An 18,856-nucleotide genomic window follows, 5' to 3' on the forward strand; every position below is an offset into this window, starting at 1 on the left:
ATGGACAAGACGACCGCACAGCGCATTGCCAAACGTTTCGTCGGCTTGCCCCTGGAGCAGCGCCGGCAGATCCTCGACAAGATGCGCGAGACCGGGCAGAGCTTCCGTCTCCTGCCGATTGCCGTGACCCGCACCGATACCCCGCGCATCCCGCTGTCCTACGCCCAGCAGCGCATGCTGTTCCTGTGGCAGATGGAGCCGGACAACAGCGCCTACAACGTGCCCATGGCGGTGCGCCTGAACGGCCCGCTGGACCAGGCGGCGCTGGGCCGTGCGCTGGAGCAGCTGGTACAGCGCCATGAAACCCTGCGCACCCGTTTCGTCTCCGTGGAAGGCGAGTTCCATCAGGAAATCCTCGACCGGGTGCCGGTGGCGCTGGAGGTGCTCGAAGTTACCGACGAGAGCCGTCTGGCCGCCCTGGTCGAGGCCGAATTGCAGGCGCCGTTCGACCTGCTGGGTGACCGGCTGCTGCGGGTCAGGCTGTTCCGCCTCGGTGCCAGCGAGCATGTGCTGACCCTGTGCATGCACCATGTGGTGTCGGATGGCTGGTCCGGGCAGTTGCTGGTGCGCGAGTTCGTCCAGCTCTACCAGGCGCAGTCGAGCGGGCAGCCGGCGCCCTTGCCGGAACTGGCGATCCAGTACGCCGACTACGCAATCTGGCAGCGCGCCTGGCTGGAAGCCGGCGAGGGCGAGCGCCAGCTGGCGTACTGGAAGGAACAGCTGGGCGATGAGCAGCCGGTGCTGAGCCTGCCGCTGGATCACGAGCGCCCGCTGCAACCGAGTTACCGGGGGGCCGTGCTGCGCGCCGATCTGCCGGCGCAGTTGTCGGAGCAGCTCAAGCAGGTGGCGCGCAACAACGGCGTGACCCTGTTCATGCTGACCCTGGCGGCCATGTCGGTGGTGCTGTCGCGCTACAGCGGCCAGGCGGATATCCGCATCGGCGCACCGAATGCCGGGCGTACCCGCGCCGAGCTGGAAGGCTTGATCGGCTTCTTCATCAACACTCAGGTCCTGCGTGTGCAGGTGGACGAGCGGCAGACCTTCGCCGCCCTGCTGGAGCAGGTCAAGCAGGTGGTCAGTGGCGCCCAGTCCCATCAGGAGCTGCCCTTCGAGCATCTGGTGGACGCCCTGGCGCCGGAGCGCAACCTCGGCCATAACCCGCTGTTCCAGTTCAAGATCAACCAGCAGGTGCTCGTGGCCGAGGACGGCAGCGAGGCCGAGCGGGGTGTCGATGGCCTGAGCGTGGAGAAGTACGCTTCCGGCTCCAGCGATGCGCGCTTCGACCTGGCCTATGACTTCGTCGACGGCCCGGACGGCGTGCGCGGCTACTTCACCTATGCCACCGACCTGTTCGAGGCGGCGACCATCGAGCGTATCGCCGGGTCGCTGCGCCGCGTGCTGGAACACCTCGTGGCCCATGTCGCCGAGCCGCTGCTGGCCTTCCCCGAGCAGGCGCCGCAACTGGCGACACCACAGGCGCCGGCGCTGATCGGTGGCGACTTCATTTCCCTATGGCAGCAAGGCCTGCAAGCCGGCCACGGCAAGCTGGCTCTGCGCGCTGGCGAGCAGACCCTCGACTACGGGCAACTGGAGGCGCAGTCCAACCAGCTTGCCCATTACCTGCAAGGGCAGGGCGTCGAGGCCGGGCAGGTCGTGGCGCTGTGCCAGGAGCGCGGCATCGAATGGGTGGTCAGCCTGCTGGCGGTGCTCAAGCTGGGTGCGGTGTACCTGCCGCTGGACAGTCGCCAGCCGCAGGAGCGCCTGCGCCAGTTGGTGCGTGACAGTGGCGCGGTGCTGCTGATCCAGGCTGCCGAAATGGACCTGGGCTGCCCGGCGCTGAACTGGAATCCGTCGCTGTGGGCCGAACGCGATACCCGCGCGCCCGCCGTGCGCATCCATGCCGAACAACCGGCCTACATCATCTACACCTCCGGCTCCACCGGTCAGCCGAAGGGCGTGGTGATCAGCCATGGCGCGCTGAGCAACTATATACAGGCCGTGCTGGAACGCCTGGACCTGAGCGCCGACGCCAGCCTGGCCATGGTCTCGACCATCGCCGCCGACCTTGGCCACACCATGCTGTTCGGCGCCCTGGCGTCCGGCCGTGCGCTGCACCTGCTGTCCCATGAGCACGCCTTCGATCCGGACCGTTTCGCCGCCTACATGGCCGAACACCGCATCGATGTGCTGAAGATCGTGCCGAGCCATCTGCAAGGCTTGTTGCAGGCAGCGAAGGCGGCGGATGTGCTGCCGCGCGAGTTGCTGGTGCTCGGTGGCGAAGCCAGCAGCCGGAGCCTGCTGGAACAGATCCGCGGGCTGAAGGACTGCCGCGTGCTCAACCACTACGGCCCGACCGAAACCACCGTGGGCATCCTCACCCACGAAGCGGGCGAGCGCCTCGCCGGCTGGCGCAGCGTGCCGGTCGGCCAGCCATTGGCAAACGGCAGCGCGCAGGTGCTGGACGCCTGGCTCAACCCGGTGGCCGAAGGCGTGGCCGGCGAGCTGTATCTCGGTGGCGCGGGCCTGGCCCAGGGGTATCTGGGGCAGCCGGCGCTGACCGCCGAGCGCTTCGTCCCGGCGGCAAACGGCCAGCGCCGTTATCGCGCCGGCGACCGTGCGCGTCTGGTGAACGGCGTGCTGGAATACCTGGGCCGCGCCGACGACCAGGTGAAGATCCGCGGTTACCGGGTCGAACCGGGCGAAGTCGGCCATCTGTTGCAAGGCCTCGACGGCGTGGCCGAGGCGGTGGTCCTGGCCTTGCCGCAGGACAGCGATGAAACGCGCCTGCAACTGGTGGGCTACTGCGTCCCGGCCAGCGGCGTCACCCTGCAAGCCGAAGCCCTGCGCCAGCAACTCGCGGCAAGCCTGCCGGAATACCTGGTACCGGCGCAGATCCTGCTGCTGGAGCGCCTGCCGCTGACCGCCAACGGCAAGCTGGACAAGTGTGCCCTGCCCAGGCCGGGCGCGGTCAAGCAGCGTTACGTGGCACCCAGCGGCGAGATCGAGGAAAAGCTCGCGGCCATCTGGTGTGACGTGCTCAAGCTGGAGCAGGTGGGCAGCACCGACAACTTCTTCGAACTGGGTGGCGACTCGATCCTCAGCCTGCAGATCATCGCCCGGGCCAAGCGCCAGGGCATCAAGCTGAGCCCCAAGCAGCTGTTCGAGAAACAGACCATCGGCCAGTTGGCCACCGTCGCCAGACTGATCGAGAAGAAGGCTGCCGCCCCGGCCCCGGCACAGATCAGCGGGCGCCTGCCGCTGCTGCCGATCCAGGCGCGCTTCTTCGCCACCGCCATCCCCGAGCGCCAGCACTGGAACCAGGCGGTGATGCTCAAACCGAGCGTGCGTCTCGATGCCGCCCATTTGCAGCCGGCCCTGCATGCGCTGATCGAGCAGCACGATGCCCTGCGCCTGAGTTTCCGGCAGCAGTCCGCCGGCTGGCAGGCCAGCTTCGCCCCGGCCAGCAGCGCTGGCGTGCTGTGGGTCCGTGAGCTGGCCGAGGGCGCCGACCTGCGCGAGCTGGCCAACGAGGCCCAGCGCAGCCTGAACCTGGCCGATGGGCCGCTGCTGCGCGCCGTGCTCATCAACCTTGCCGACGGTGAACAGCGTCTGCTGCTGGTGATTCATCACCTGGTGGTGGATGGCGTGTCCTGGCGCGTGCTGCTGGAAGACCTGCAACAGGCCTGCACCGCCCTGATGGCGGGCAAGGCCATCGAGTTGCCAGCCAAGACCAGCTCGCTGAAAGCCTGGGCCGGCCAGTTGCACGACTATGCGGTAAGTCCGGCGCTGGAGCAGGAACTGGAGTACTGGCAGGCGCAGTTGCGCGGGGTCAGTGACGAGCTGCCGTGTGACCATCCCGACGGCAGCCAGGAGCGCCGCCATGCCGTGTCGGTCAGCACCCATCTGGATGCCGACCTGACCCGGCGCTTGCTGCAGGACGCCCCGGCGGCCTACCGCACGCAGATCAACGACCTGCTGCTGACCGCCCTGGCCCGGGTCATCTGCCGCTGGAGCGGGCAGGCCCATGCGCTGATCCGCCTCGAAGGCCATGGCCGCGAGGACCTGTTCGAGGATATCGACCTGAGCCGTACCGTCGGCTGGTTCAGCACCCTGTTCCCGGTGCGCCTGACCCCGGCGGCGTCGCTGGAGGCTTCGCTCAAGGCGATCAAGGAACAACTGCGTGCCATCCCCAACAAAGGCATCGGCTACGGCGTGCTCCGTCACCTGGGCAACGATGCTGCCCGCGAGGCCCTGGGCGCCCTGGCCCAGGGCACTATCGTCTTCAACTACCTGGGCCAGTTCGACGGCAGCTTCACCGCCGAAGACGCGCTGTTCGCGCCGTCCGGCGAAAGCGCCGGCGACGGCCAGGACTTCGCCGCGCCACTGGCGGCGCTGCTGAGCATCAACGGCCAGGTCTACGGCGGCGAGCTGGACCTGGGCTGGAGCTTCAGCAGCGCGGTGTTCGAGCGCGAGACCGTGCAGCGCCTGGCGGATGACTACGCGGCCGAACTGCGCCTGCTGGTGGAGCACTGCACCACGCCGGCAGTGGCCGGCATCACGCCGTCGGACTTCCCGCTGGTGAGCCTGACCCAGGCCGAACTGGATGGCCTGCCGGTGCCCGCCGGCACTATCCAGGACATCTACCCGCTGGCGCCGATGCAGCAGGGCATGCTGTTCCACACCCTCTACGAGGAGGAGGCCGGCAACTACATCAACCAGCTGCGGGTCGAGGTCAATGGCCTCGATGTCGCCCGTTTCCGGGCGGCCTGGCAGGCGGTGGTGGACCAGCACGATGTGCTGCGCAGCGTGTTCGTCAGCGAACTGCAGCAGCCGTTACAGGTGGTGCTGCGTCAGGTCGAAGTACCCTTCAGCGAAGTCGATGCCCGTGGCCAGGCCGACCAGCAAGCCTGGCTCGATGCCTGGGCGGCCGGCGAGCGCGAAGCTGGCTTCGAACTGAGCCGCGGGCCGCTGCTGCGCCTGGCGCTGGCGCGTATCGGTGAGCAGCGTTATCAACTGGTCTACACCTGCCATCACATCCTGATGGATGGCTGGAGCAGCTCGCACATGCTCGGCGAGGTGCTGCAGCGCTACAGCGGCAAGGACATTGCCGGCCAGGGCGCGCGCTATCGCGACTACATCGAGTGGCTGCAACGCCAGGACGGCAGCGCCAGCCAGCAGTTCTGGAAGCAGCACCTGCAACACCTGGACGAACCGACCCGGCTGGTCCAGGCGTTCAGGTCCGGTGTTGCCGGCACGGGCTACGGCGAGCAGTCACACGTACTGGATGCGGCCCTGACCCAGCGCCTCGGCGAGTTCGCCCGCGAGCAGCGGGTTACCCTCAACACCCTGGTCCAGGCCGCGTGGCTGTTGCTGTTGCAACGCTATACCGGGCAGTCCAGCGTGACCTTCGGCGCCACCGTGGCAGGGCGTCCGGCGGACCTGCCGGGCATCGAGGAACAGCTCGGCCTGTTCATCAACACCCTGCCGGTGGTGGGCAGCCCGCGTTCCGAGCAGTCGGTGGCGCAGTTCGTGCAACAGGTGCAAGAGCTGAACGTCGCCCTGCGCGAGCACGAACACACGCCGCTCAACGAGATCCAGCGCTGGGCCGGGCAGGGCGGCGAAGCGCTGTTCGACACTATCCTGGTGTTCGAGAACTACCCGGTGTCCGAGGCGCTGCAACAGACCGCGCCGCAAGGGCTGGAATTCGGTGCGCTGGTCAACCGCGAGCAGTCCCACTATCCGTTGACCCTGGTAATCAACGCCGGCACCACACTGTCCATGCGCCTGAGCCATGACCGGCGTTTCTTCGCCGATACGGCGGTGGTGCAACTGGCCGCGCATCTGGACCATCTGCTGCGCGCGCTGGTGGCCAATCCGCAGGCGGCGCTGGGCGAACTGGCTCTGCCTTCGGTGGTGGACCAGGAAGTAGCTGTCTTCCCGAGCGAGCAGTGCATTCACCAGCGCATCGAGGCCCAGGCGGCGCGGGTGCCGGAAGCGGTGGCCGTGAGTTTTGGCGGTGAGCAGCTGACTTATGCACAACTGAACAGCCGGGCCAACCAGCTGGCGCACAAGCTGCGCGAGCAGGGCGTGGGGCCGGATGTGCTGGTGGGCCTGTCCGTTGAACGCAGCCTGGAAATGCTGGTTGGCGTACTGGGTATTCTCAAGGCTGGTGGCGCCTATGTGCCGCTGGACCCTGAGTATCCACAGGACCGTCTCGACTACATGCAGGCAGACAGCGGTATCAAGCTGTTGCTGACCCAGGCGGATCTGCAGGGTTCGTTCGAGGGCTACAGCGAGCAGAACCCGGTCAACCTGACCTCGCCGGACAACCTGGCCTACGTGATCTACACCTCCGGTTCCACCGGCAAGCCGAAGGGCGCGCTGTTGCCGCATCACAACGTCCTGCGTTTGTTCGAAGCGACCGAGGACTGGTTCGGCTTCGACGAGAAAGACGTGTGGACGCTGTTCCACTCGTACGCCTTCGACTTCTCCGTGTGGGAGATCTTCGGTGCGCTGATGCATGGTGGCCGTCTGGTGGTGGTACCGCGTGAGGTGACCCGTTCGCCGGAGGACTTCAGCCGGTTGCTGGTGGACGAAAAGGTCACGGTACTGAACCAGACGCCTTCGGCCTTCAAGCAACTGGTCCGCGTTGCAACCGAGCCATTGAGCCTGCGCTACGTAGTGTTTGGCGGCGAAGCGTTGGACGTGGGCAGCCTGCAACCTTGGTTCGACCGTTTCGGTGACCAGCAGCCGCGTTTGATCAACATGTACGGCATCACCGAAACCACGGTGCACGTGACCTATCGACCGATTACCAGGGTGGACCTGGTGCAGGCCGAAGTCAGCCCGATCGGTGAAGCGATCCCGGACCTGTCGATGTACGTGCTGGACACCGACTTCAACCCGGTAGCAACCGGCGTCTGCGGCGAGCTGCATGTCGGTCATGCCGGCCTCGCTCGCGGCTACCACAACCGCGCCGCCCTGACCGCCGAGCGCTTCGTGCCCAACCCGTTCGCGAAAGACGGCAGCCGCCTGTACCGCACCGGTGACCTTGCCCGCTTCCGCGAAGCAGGCGTGATCGAATATGTCGGCCGTATCGACCATCAGGTGAAGATCCGCGGCTTCCGTATCGAGCTGGGTGAGATCGAAGCGCGGCTGCAGGAGCATGAAGGCGTACGCGAGGTGGTAGTGCTGGCGGTCGATGGCCCGGCAGGCCAGCAACTGGCGGCCTACCTGATCCCGGCCAATCCGGATCAGGCCGACCTGCGCGAGACCCTGAAAACCCATCTGAAAGCCAACCTGCCGGACTACATGGTCCCGACCCACCTGATCCAGCTGGAATCCTTCCCGCTGACCGCCAACGGCAAACTGGACCGCAAGGCCCTGCCCAAGCCCGATGCGGCCAACCTGCAAGCCGCCTACGCGGCGCCGCAGAGTGCCCTGGAACAGCAACTGGCGGCGATCTGGGCCGATGTGCTCAAGGTGGAAAAGGTCGGCCTGAGCGACAACTTCTTCGAGCTGGGCGGCGATTCGATCATCTCCATCCAGGTGGTCAGCCGCGCCCGTCATGCCGGAATCTTCTTCACCCCGAAGGACCTGTTCCAGCGCCAGACCGTGCAGAGCCTGGCGGCGGTGGCGCGGCTGGCCGAAGCCACCAGCATCGAGCAGGGCGCGGTCGAGGGCATCGCCCCACTGACGCCGGTGCAGCACTGGTTCTTCGACGGCGACATGCCGCAGCGCCATCACTTCAATCAGGCGGTGCTGTTGCAGCCGTCCCGCGCGCTTGATGCCAATGCACTGGAACACGCCCTGCGCGCGCTGCTGGTGCAGCACGATGCGCTGCGCCTGGCCTTCAGCGATGACAACGGCGTCTGGCAGGCCCGCCACGCTGCCCGTCACGATGCCGCGCTGCTCTGGCAGCGCCGGCTGAACCGCGCCGACGAGTTGGAGCCTTTGGTGCAACAGGCCCAGCGCAGCCTCGACCTGCAACAGGGCCATCTGCTGCGCGCCTTGCTGGCCGACCTGCCGGACGGCTCGCAGCGCCTGCTGCTGGTGATCCACCACCTGGTGGTGGACGGCGTGTCCTGGCGCATCCTCCTGGAGGACTTGCAACAGGCGTACAGCGCTCTGGTCGATGGCAAGCCCGTGACCCTGCCGCGCAAGACCAGTGCCTTCAAGCACTGGGGCGAGCGCCTGCGCGACTATGCCCGCAGCCCGGCGCTGGAGCAGGAGCTGGGTTACTGGCAGGCGCAACTGGAGGGCGTCAGCGATGCGTTGCCGCATCATGCTCGCGGCCCGCTGACCAGCCGCCAGATCACCAGCGTGTCCACCCGTCTCGACCGCGACACCACCCGCCAGTTGCTGCAGGACGCCCCGGCGGCCTACCGCACGCAGATCAACGACCTGCTGCTGACCGCCCTGGCCCGGGTCATCTGCCAGTGGACCGGGCAGGACTCGGCGCTGATCAAGCTGGAGGGCCATGGCCGCGAGGACCTGTTCGACGAACTGGACATCACCCGGACCCTCGGCTGGTTCACCAGCATCTACCCGGTGAAGCTCAGCCCCCAGGCGGATCTGGCCGGCTCGCTGAAGACCATCAAGGAACAACTGCGCGCGATCCCCAACAAGGGCATCGGCTACGGCGTGCTGCGCTACCTCGGCAGCGACGAGGCCCGCCGCAGCCTGGCGGCCCTGGCCAAGGGCAATATCGTGTTCAACTACCTGGGCCAGTTCGACGGCAGCTTTGCTGCCGAGGACGCCCTGTTCGTCCCCGCCGGCGAAAGCCGTGGCGACATGCACAGCGCCGAGGCGCCGCTGGACAGCCTGCTCAGCATCAGCGGCCAGGTCTATGGCGGCGAGCTGGAGCTGAACTGGCGTTTCAGCACCGAAGCCTTCGAGCCGGCGCTGATGCAGGACCTGGCCAAGCGTTATGGCGAGGAACTGCGCCAACTGACCGCCCATTGCCTGGGCGCCGGAGTGGCCGGGGCCACGCCGTCGGACTTCCCGCTGGCGCGGCTGGAGCAGGCGCAGATCGACCGCCTGCCGATCGCCATCGCCGAGATCGCCGATGTCTATCCGCTGTCGCCGATGCAGCAGGGCATGCTGTTCCACAGCCTCTATGAAAAGGAGGCGGGCAACTACATCAACCAGTTGCGCGTCGATGTCCGTGGCCTCGATGTGCCGCGCTTCAAGGCAGCCTGGCAGGCGCTGATCGACCAGCACGAAGTGCTGCGCGCCAGCTTTATCAGCGATATGCAGCAGCCGTTGCAAGTGATCCGTCGCCAGGTCGTTGCGACCTTTGCCGAACAGGACTGGCGCGGGCGTGACCATTCCGAGGCGGCGATCAAGGCCTGGGCCGATGGCGACCGCCAGCGCGGCTTCGACCTGGAGCAGGAAGCCCTGCTGCGCCTGACCCTGCTGCGCACCGGCGAAGACAGCCATCACCTGGTCTACACCAGCCACCACATCCTGATGGACGGCTGGAGCAACTCGCGCCTGCTCGGCGAGGTGTTGCAGCGTTACCACGGTGAAGTGCCGGCGCAGAGCGGCGCGCGCTATCGCGACTATATCGAGTGGCTGCAACGCCAGGATGCGGCGCTCAGCCAGCGTTTCTGGAGCGGGCAACTGGCGGTGCTGGACGAGCCGACCCGGTTGGTCCAGGTACTCAGGTCGACCACCACGGCCCAGGGCTATACCGACCGGCACTACGCGCTGGACCAGGCCGAAACCCGCAAGCTCAACGAGTTCGCCCGCGAACAGCGGGTCACCCTCAACACCCTGGTCCAGGCCGCGTGGCTGTTGCTGCTGCAACGCTATACCGGGCAGTCCAGCGTGACCTTCGGCGCCACGGTATCCGGGCGTCCGGCGGAACTGGCGGGGATCGAGGAACAACTCGGCCTGTTCATCAACACCCTGCCGGTGGTCGGCAGCCCGCGCCCGGAGCAGCGCGTGGCGGACTTCGTGCAGCAGGTGCAGACCCTCAACCTGGCCTTGCGCGAGCACGAGCACACGCCGCTCTATGACATCCAGCGCTGGGCCGGGCAGGGCGGCGAGGCCCTCTTCGACACTATCCTGGTGTTCGAGAACTATCCGGTGTCCGAGGCGCTGCAACAGGCGGCGCCGGACGACCTGAAGTTCGGCAGCGTGATCAACCTGGAGCAGACCCACTATCCGCTGACCCTGATCGTCTCGGCCGGCGATGCGCTGGGTGTGCGCTTCAACTTCGATCGCCAGCGTTTCAGTGAGGACGCCATGGCGCGGCTGGTGGAGCATTTCGACCATCTGCTGCGCGCGCTGGTGGTGGATCCGCAGGCGGCGCTGGGTGAACTGGCTCTGCCTTCGGTGGCGGGCCAGGAAGTGGCGGCCTTCCCGAGCGAGCAGTGCATTCACCAGCGCATCGAGGCCCAGGCAGCGCGGGTACCGGAAGCGGTGGCCGTGAGTTTTGGCGTTCAAGCGCTGACTTATGCACAGCTGAACAGCCGGGCGAACCAGCTGGCGCACAAGCTGCGCGAGCAGGGCGTCGGGCCAGATGTGCTGGTTGGTCTTTCGGTCGAGCGCAGCCTGGAAATGCTGGTCGGTATCCTCGGCATTCTCAAGGCCGGTGGCGCCTACGTGCCGCTGGATCCGGATTATCCACAGGACCGTCTCGACTACATGACGGTAGACAGCGGCATCAAGCTGCTGCTGACCCAAGCTGATCTGCTGGGCTCTTTCGAGGGTTATAGCGACCAGAACCCGGTCAACCTGACCTCGCCGGATAACCTGGCCTACGTGATCTACACCTCCGGTTCCACCGGCAAGCCGAAGGGCGCGCTGCTGCCGCACCAGAATGTCCTGCGTCTGTTCGAAGCGACCGAGGACTGGTTCGGCTTTGACGAGAAAGACGTGTGGACGCTGTTCCATTCCTACGCTTTCGACTTCTCCGTGTGGGAGATCTTCGGCGCCCTGATGCACGGTGGGCGTCTGGTGGTGGTACCGCGTGAGGTCACCCGTTCGCCGGAAGACTTCAACCAGTTGCTGGTGGATGAAAAGGTCACGGTGCTCAACCAGACCCCGTCGGCCTTCAAGCAACTGGTCCGCGTTGCAACCGAGCCATTGAGCCTGCGCTACGTAGTGTTCGGTGGCGAAGCGCTGGACGTAGGCAGCCTGCAACCTTGGTTCGACCGCTTTGGTGACCAGCAGCCGCGTTTGATCAACATGTACGGCATCACCGAAACCACGGTGCATGTGACTTATCGTCCGATCACCAAGGCAGACCTGGTACAGACCGAAGTCAGCCCGATCGGTGAAGCGATCCCGGACCTGTCGATGTACGTGCTGGACACCGACTTCAACCCGGTGGCAGCCGGCGTCTGCGGCGAGCTGCATGTCGGCCATGCCGGCCTCGCTCGCGGCTACCACAACCGTGCCGCCCTGACCGCCGAACGCTTCGTGCCCAACCCGTTCGCGAAAGACGGCAGCCGCCTGTACCGCACCGGTGACCTTGCCCGCTTCCGCGAAGCAGGCGTGATCGAGTACGCCGGCCGCATCGACCACCAGGTGAAGATCCGCGGCTTCCGTATCGAGCTGGGTGAGATCGAAGCGCGGCTGCAAGAGCATGAAGGCGTACGCGAGGTGGTAGTGCTGGCGGTCGATGGCCCGGCAGGCCAGCAACTCGCGGCCTACCTGATCCCGGCCAACCCGGGTCAGGCCGACCTGCGCAAAACCCTGAAGGCTCACCTGAAAGCCAACCTGCCGGACTACATGGTCCCGACCCATCTGGTCCTGCTGGACGCCTTCCCGCTGACCGCCAACGGCAAGCTGGACCGCAAGGCTCTACCGAAACCCGATGCGGCCAATCTGCAAGGCGCGTATGTGGCCCCGGTCAGCGAACTGGAGCATCAGCTTGCATCCATCTGGGCTGAAGTCCTGCAGGTCGAAAGGGTCGGCCTGACCGACAACTTCTTCGAACTGGGCGGCCATTCGCTGCTGGCGGTGCAGATGCTGGTGCGCATCCGCGAGCAGTTGCACTGCGAAATCGCCCTGCGCGAGCTGTTCGAGAAGAGCACCCTGCAGGACCTGTGCGCCGTGGTCGCGGCGAAACAGGGGCAGGTCGATCATGCCCAGGACGAACTGACTAAATCGCTGGAGGCCCTCAAACGTCTTAGTGCAGAGGAAATCGACAACCTGCTCGCCTGACTGGAGATCCCAACGTGCAAGAGCTGCTTGACTCCGTGAAATCCCTGTCTGCCCGTGAACGCAAGGCGCTGGCTGCCTTGCTCAAGCGCCAGGGGGTGAATCTGTACGGCGTCACGCCGATCTTCAGGCGCGAACCCGAGGCCTGCGCGCTGCTGTCCTACGCCCAGCAGCGCCAGTGGTTCCTCTGGCAACTGGAGCCTGGCAGCAGTGCCTACAACATTCCGGTGGCCCTGCGCCTGACCGGGATGCTCGATGTCGCTGCCCTGGAGGCCGCGTTCGAGGGCCTGGTCGCCCGCCACGAAACCCTGCGCACCACCTTCCGCCAGGACGGCGAGCAGGCGGTGCAGGTGGTGCATGAGCCGGTGCCGTTCCATCTGCCGGTGGACGATGTCGACGCGGCGGATCTGCACGCCCGGGTCGCCGCGGAACTGAGCGCGCCGTTCGACCTGCAGGCAGGGCCGCTGTTGCGCGTCCGCCTGCTGCGGGTGGGCGCCGAGGAGCATGTGCTGACCGTGGTTCAGCACCATATCGTTTCCGATGGCTGGTCGATGCCGATCATGATCGACGAGCTGGTGCGCCTCTACGACGGCCACCGTCGTGGACAAGCGGTGCACCTGCCGGCCTTGCCGATCCAGTACGCCGACTATGCCATCTGGCAGCGCAACTGGATGGAGGCCGGGGAACAGGAACGCCAACTGGGTTACTGGACTGCGCAGCTGGGTGGCGAGCAGCCGGTACTGGAACTGCCTACGGACCGGCCGCGGCCCTTGGTGCAGAGCCATGCCGGCGCACGCCTGGATATCGACCTGCCGCCAGCACTGGCGCAAAAGCTCAAGGCGCTGGCGCGGCAGCAGGGCGTGACCCTGTTCATGCTCCTGCTGGCGTCGTTCCAGACCTTGCTGCATCGCTATTCGGGGCAAGCCGATATCCGTGTCGGCGTGCCCACCGCCAACCGCAATCGGGCCGAGACCGAGGGGCTGATCGGGTTCTTCGTCAATACCCAGGTGCTCAAGGCCGAATTCGCGGCGGACACCACCTTCGGGCAGTTGCTGCAACAGATCAAGCACACCGCCGTGCAGGCCCAGGCCCATCAGGACCTGCCGTTCGAGCAACTGGTGCAGGCCCTGCAACCGGAGCGCGACCTGGGGCGCAGCCCGCTGTTCCAGGTGATGTTCAACCACCAGACCCAATCGGCGACTCAGGCCCGGCAACTGCCGGGATTGAGCGTGGAAAAACTGCAATCGGGCCAGCACACCGCGCAGTTCGACCTGACCCTGGAAACCCTGGAGCGCGACAGCGGCGTGGGCGCGGCACTGACCTATGCCACGGCGTTGTTCGATTCGGCAAGCGCCGAGCGTTTTGCCCGACATTGGCGCAACCTGCTGGAAGGTATCTGCCAGGATGTCGGGCAGCGGGTGGCCGAATTGCCGCTGCTGGATGCGCAGGAGCGCCAGCAGATTCTCGAGGGCTGGAACCAGAGCCAGCTTGATTACCCACGCGGGCAATGCCTGCCGGCGTTGATCGAAGCGCAGGTACGGGCGACCCCGGAGGCGGTCGCGCTGGTGTCTGCTGACGTGTCGCTGAGCTACGCGCAACTGAATACCCGCTCCAACCGGCTGGCGCACAAGCTGCGTGAACTGGGCGTTGGTCCGGATGTGCTGGTGGGCGTGGCGCTGGAGCGTGGTCCGCAGATGGTCGTCAGCCTGCTGGCGATCCTCAAGGCCGGTGGCGCCTATGTGCCGCTGGATCCGGATTTCCCGGCGGATCGGCTGAGCTACATGATGCAGGACAGCGGCTTGAAGCTGCTGTTGAGCCAGTCTTCGCTGATTGGACAACTGAGCATTCCTGAAGGCGTGCAGACCCTGTGCGTGGACCAGCACGGCAACTGGCTGGACGGCTACGCCACGCATGACTTGCCAGCCAGCGCCGGCCCGGAAAACCTTGCCTACGTGATCTACACCTCCGGTTCCACCGGCCTGCCGAAGGGCGTGACCATCCACCACCAGGCCCTGGTCAACTTCCTCTTCAGCATGGCCGACAAGCCGGGGCTGACGGCGGCTGACCGGGTACTGTCGCTGACCTCGCTGTCCTTCGATATCGCCGGCCTGGAACTGTACCTGCCGCTGATTCGTGGTGCCGCGGTGGTCTTGCTCAAGCCCCACCAGAACAAGGACCCGCAGGCCCTGTTGCAGGTGATCGCCGAACAGCAGGCCAGCGTGATCCAGGCCACGCCGTCCAGTTGGCGGATGATCCTCGATGCGGCACCGGCTGGCGCCTTGAGTGGCAAGACCATCCTCTGCGGCGGCGAAGCCCTGAATGCCGAACTGGCCCAGCGCCTGATCGACCAGGCCGGGCATGTGTGGAACGTCTACGGCCCGACCGAGACCACCATCTGGTCGGCCCGGCATTACCTGACCCGCGCCGACGATGTCTGGCTGGGCAAGCCACTGGCCAATACCACGCTGCATATCGTCAGCGACGACCTCGACGTACTGCCGGTCGGCGCCCGCGGTGAACTGCTGATCGGCGGCGACGGCCTGGCCCGTGGTTACCACCAGCGTCCGGCCTTGACCGCCGAGCGCTTCGTGCCGGATCCGTTTTCCAGCACGGGCGGCCGTCTGTACCGCACCGGTGACGTGGCCCGCTACCGTGCCGACGGGGTAATCGAATACGTGGGTCGCCTGGATCATCAGGTGAAGATCCGAGGTTTCCGCATCGAACTGGGCGAAATCGAAGCGCGTTTGCTGGAGCACCCGGCGGTGCGTGAAGCCGTGGTGATCGCTATCGATAACCAACTGGCGGCCTACCTGGTCGCGGAGCAGGACACCCCGGAACTGCGCAGCGCTCTCAAGGCGCACCTGAAAGCCGGGTTGCCGGACTACATGGTGCCCAGCCACTTCACCTGGCTGGACAGAATGCCCCAGACCCCCAACGGCAAGCTCGACCGCAAGGCCCTGCCCAAGCCCGATGCCAGCCTGGCGTTGGGCGAATACCAGCCGCCGCGCAACGAGCGCGAGCGGCAACTGGCACGAATCTGGACGGAGGTGCTCAAGGTCGAGCGGGTAGGGCTCAAGGACAACTTCTTTGCCCTCGGCGGTCATTCGTTGCTGGTGATCACCCTGGTCAGCCGCTTGCGTGAAGCCTTCGACACCAGTCTCAGCCTGCATGACTTCCTGTTGCTGGAAACCTTCGAGGACCTGGCCGACTTCATCGCCGCAGGCGAGCGCCGGGTGAACAACCCGGTGATCAGCATGAACATCAGCGCCAGCGACAAGGCCCCGTTGTTCTGCCTGCCGCCCGGAGGCGGCGGTACCTACGCCTACTATCCGCTGGCCGGGCACCTGGGCCCGCAGCGCAGCGTGCTCGGGGTGGTCAACAAAAGCTATGTGGTGCCGGGCTGGAAGGAAACCTCGTGGGACGCCATGGTCGGCTACTACGTCGAGCAGATCCGCACGGTGCGCCCGCACGGGCCCTACAACCTGCTGGGCTGGTCCCTGGGTGGGGCGCTGGCCATCGAGGTAGCACATGCGCTGGAGTCGGCAGGCGAGACCGTAGCCTTCCTCGGATTGGTGGATACCCATCTGCCCCAGGGCGAGCAGGCCCTGGCCAATGATGCCGGCGAGGAACCCGAGGCCGGGCCATGGGACGGCCTGGTGAAAAGCCTGCTGGCGTTCGCGCCGGGGATCGGCGAGGCGGTGCTGCTGGACCTGATCGAGGAAGGAACTGCCCGGTTCGAGGATCCGAAGCAGGCGGCGGACTGGGTAATGGTCGAGGTGGCTGCAATCAGCGGCACGGACATCGAGGCCCTGCGGGCGATTCACCGCGACATCGGCGTGCAGGCGGAAATTGCCAGCGGGTACGAGTTGCTCAGCGCGAACATGGCGCTGGGGCGGGCGTTCGCGCTCAAGCCGCTGCGGGTGAAACCGCATTGCTGGTGGGCGGGTGCCAGCCGAAGCGATGAGCAGGTGGCCGCTGCCGAAGCGTTGTTGAAGGCGGGTTGCGGGCTGGAGGAGCTGTGGTCGGAAACGCTGGCGGGGGTGAAGCATGATGATGTGGTGCTGGCGCCGGAGTTGCTCGATAGCATCCAGCTCGAACTGGAAGACATGGAGTAAACCTTAAGGACGACGCGGCCCCTGTGGGAGCGGGTTCATCGGAACGCCGAACCGCCGCGATTGCTGTAGTGAATTCACCATAGCAATCGCGGGTGAACCCGCTCCCACAGGGTACGCGGTGCTCTTCGAGAGGGTATTAAAGAAGGCCAGCCGGGTTAATCCGACTGGCCTTTTGTTTTTCCCGCTGTCGAACGATCAGAAGTCGCCGCGCAGGCTCAGCATGAAGGTGCGTGGATCACCCCAGACGTTGCCGCGGTTGAGGCCCGAGGCGGTGGACCAGTACTTGCGGTCGAAGAGGTTTTCCCCGGTCAGGTTGACCTTCCAGTGCTCGTCGATCTTCCAGCCGATACGGGCATCCCAGATGGCGCGGCCTGGGGAGCCGTAGTCATAGCCACCGGCGAGCTTGTTCTCGTAGCGCGACTGCGCGGAGACGCCGGCGCCCACGGTCAGGCGGTTCCATTCGCCGTCCTGCGGGGTGTAGCTGGTGCTGATGCGTGCCAGGTGCTTCGGCGTGTCGGTGGTCAGCGCGTTGCTTTGCGGGCTGACGATGCGGTTGTAGGTATAACCGGCGAGGACTTCCAGGCCCGGCAGCACTTCGCCGCTGGCTTCCAGGTCGATGCCCTTGCTGCGCTGGACCAGGCCGTTGATCTGGCAGGTCATGCTCGGGTTGCTCGGGCACAGGTGGGTTTCGTCAGGGTCGTTGATGGCGAGGTCTTCCTGCTTGATGTAGAAGACCGCCGCCGACAGGTTCAGGCGCTTGTCGAACAACTCGCCCTTGATCCCGGTTTCATAGTTGGTGCCGATGGCCGGGTCGAGCGGCGAGCCGTCCCAGGTCCGGTCGTTCTGCGGCTTGAAGATGTCGGCGTAGCTGGCGTACCACGACCAGTGTTCGCTGAAGTCGTAGATCAGCCCGGCGAATGGGGTGACCTCGCGGTTCTGCTGGGTCAGGTAGTCGTTGCCGGCACCGAGTTTCTGGTCGTAGTCGTACTTGTACCAACTGACCCGGGTACCCAGGACCAGGCTCAGCGGCTCGGTCAGGTGCAGGCGGGTGTTGGCATAGATGCCGGAGCGTTCGTCGACATACTCGGATACCAGCGACCAGGCCGGACGCTGCGGCTTGGCGAAGGCGTGGTGATCGACGTCGAAGATATTGATCGGGATCGGCGTTGCACGCCGATAGGGCGCGCGGCGCTCGGTCACGTCCTGGCGCGACCAGTTCGCGCCCAGGGTAACCTGGTGGGACTGGCCGAAGGCCTCGAAATGACCGTCCATGAAGCTATCGATACCCACGCTTTCGACGTTGGTATGGCGGAACTCGACGTTCTGGAACACCGAACCGCGTTGGGTGACCGGGTTGATCGCACCGTTACCGTAGGCGGCGACCATGTCCAGGTCGGCCTTGGACCAGGTGAACGAGGTCTTGTTGCTCCAGTTGTCGTTGAAGCGGTGGTTCAGCTCCAGGAACGCCTCGGTCATGTTGGTGTTCAGGTGGTTCCAGTCCTGCACCAGGGCGGTGGAGCGGGAGATATCCAGGGACTGGCCGTTGGAGTAGCGCGGCAGCGCCCAGATCGAATAGCCGTCGATGCGTTTTTCCTGGCGGCGCAGGCTCATGGTCAGGGTGGTGTCATCGGCCAGGTCAGCTTCGAGGACGCCGTACAGCAGCGGCGTTTTGGCGCTGTATTCGTCCAGCCAGGACCCCTTGTCTTCATAGGCGGTGACGAAGCGCCCGCGCAGGGTGCCTTGGTCATTCAGGCGGCCGCTGCCATCCAGGTCGACGCGGTAGTTGTCATAGGAGCCGGCGCGGGTAGTGATGGAGAACTGCGGCTCCGAGGTGGCGCGCTTGCGTACCAGGTTCACCGCTCCGCCCGGGTTGCCGGCGCCGACCAGCAGGCCGGAGGCGCCACGCAGGACTTCGACGCGGTCGTAGATGGCCATGTCCGGAGCCATCCAGCCGCTCATGTTGTAGGCCTGGCCGGGGATGCCGTCGATCATGTAGCTGTCTTCGCTCAGCACGAAGCCGCGCGACTGGTAGACGTGGGAGCCGAAGTTGCGCTGGCTGAAGGACAGGCCGGGGGTCTTGGACAGCACCTGGTCAAGGCTGGTGAGGTTCTTGTCGTCCATCAATTGCCGCGTCATCACCGTCACCGACTGCGGGGTTTCACGCAACGACTGCGCCGCCTTGCCGATGGTCACCGCCCCGGTGGTATAGGAACCGGTGTTCTCGGTGGTAGTGCCCAGCACCTGCGAGTTGATGTTGGTCGGTGCCAGGTTCAGCGTCGCCGGGGCGCCGTTGGCGGCCTGGGCCTCGGTCTCGGCCTCGGCTTCCTGGGCATAGGCCTGGGCAGCGAAGGGCAGGGTCAAGGCCAGGCCGAAGGCGGCCTGGCGCAGCAGCAAGGCCTTGCTCAAGGGCGTAAGTCGGGACGGTGTGTGCATGTGCAGAAGACTCGTTCTAAGGGTTGTGTCGTGAGTGTTGGCGTTGCTGAGTCAACGGCTCGCTTCTGCGCCGGCGTCGTGGCAAGGCCGGGTCTTTCCTGGCGGAGCGCGTTTTGTCGTTATAGAGAACGAGT

General features: G+C 65.9%; 2 protein-coding genes and 1 pseudogene. 2 read left to right on the forward strand and 1 reads right to left on the reverse strand.

Going from position 1 to position 18,856, the window contains the following annotated elements:
* Positions 1 to 12,177 (forward strand): non-ribosomal peptide synthase/polyketide synthase, encoded by a 12,177-nt coding sequence (locus tag ACPFMA_RS08355; RefSeq protein ID WP_425929957.1) that lies wholly within the window; start codon positions 1 to 3, stop codon positions 12,175 to 12,177.
* A gap of 152 nt (positions 12,178 to 12,329) precedes the next feature.
* A pseudogene (locus tag ACPFMA_RS08360) lies at positions 12,330 to 16,289 on the forward strand (amino acid adenylation domain-containing protein); the annotation flags it as partial.
* Between the two features lie 195 nt (positions 16,290 to 16,484).
* Here the strand turns inward: ACPFMA_RS08360 and ACPFMA_RS08365 are convergent.
* On the reverse strand, positions 16,485 to 18,722 hold the full coding sequence (locus ACPFMA_RS08365; RefSeq protein ID WP_009403121.1) for a TonB-dependent siderophore receptor: 2,238 nt from the start codon (positions 18,720 to 18,722) through the stop codon (positions 16,485 to 16,487).
* Positions 18,723 to 18,856 lie beyond the last annotated feature (134 nt).

This window comes from Pseudomonas sp. NyZ201 (genome assembly GCF_049860765.1).
Taxonomy (GTDB): Bacteria; Pseudomonadota; Gammaproteobacteria; order Pseudomonadales; family Pseudomonadaceae; genus Aquipseudomonas; species Aquipseudomonas bharatica.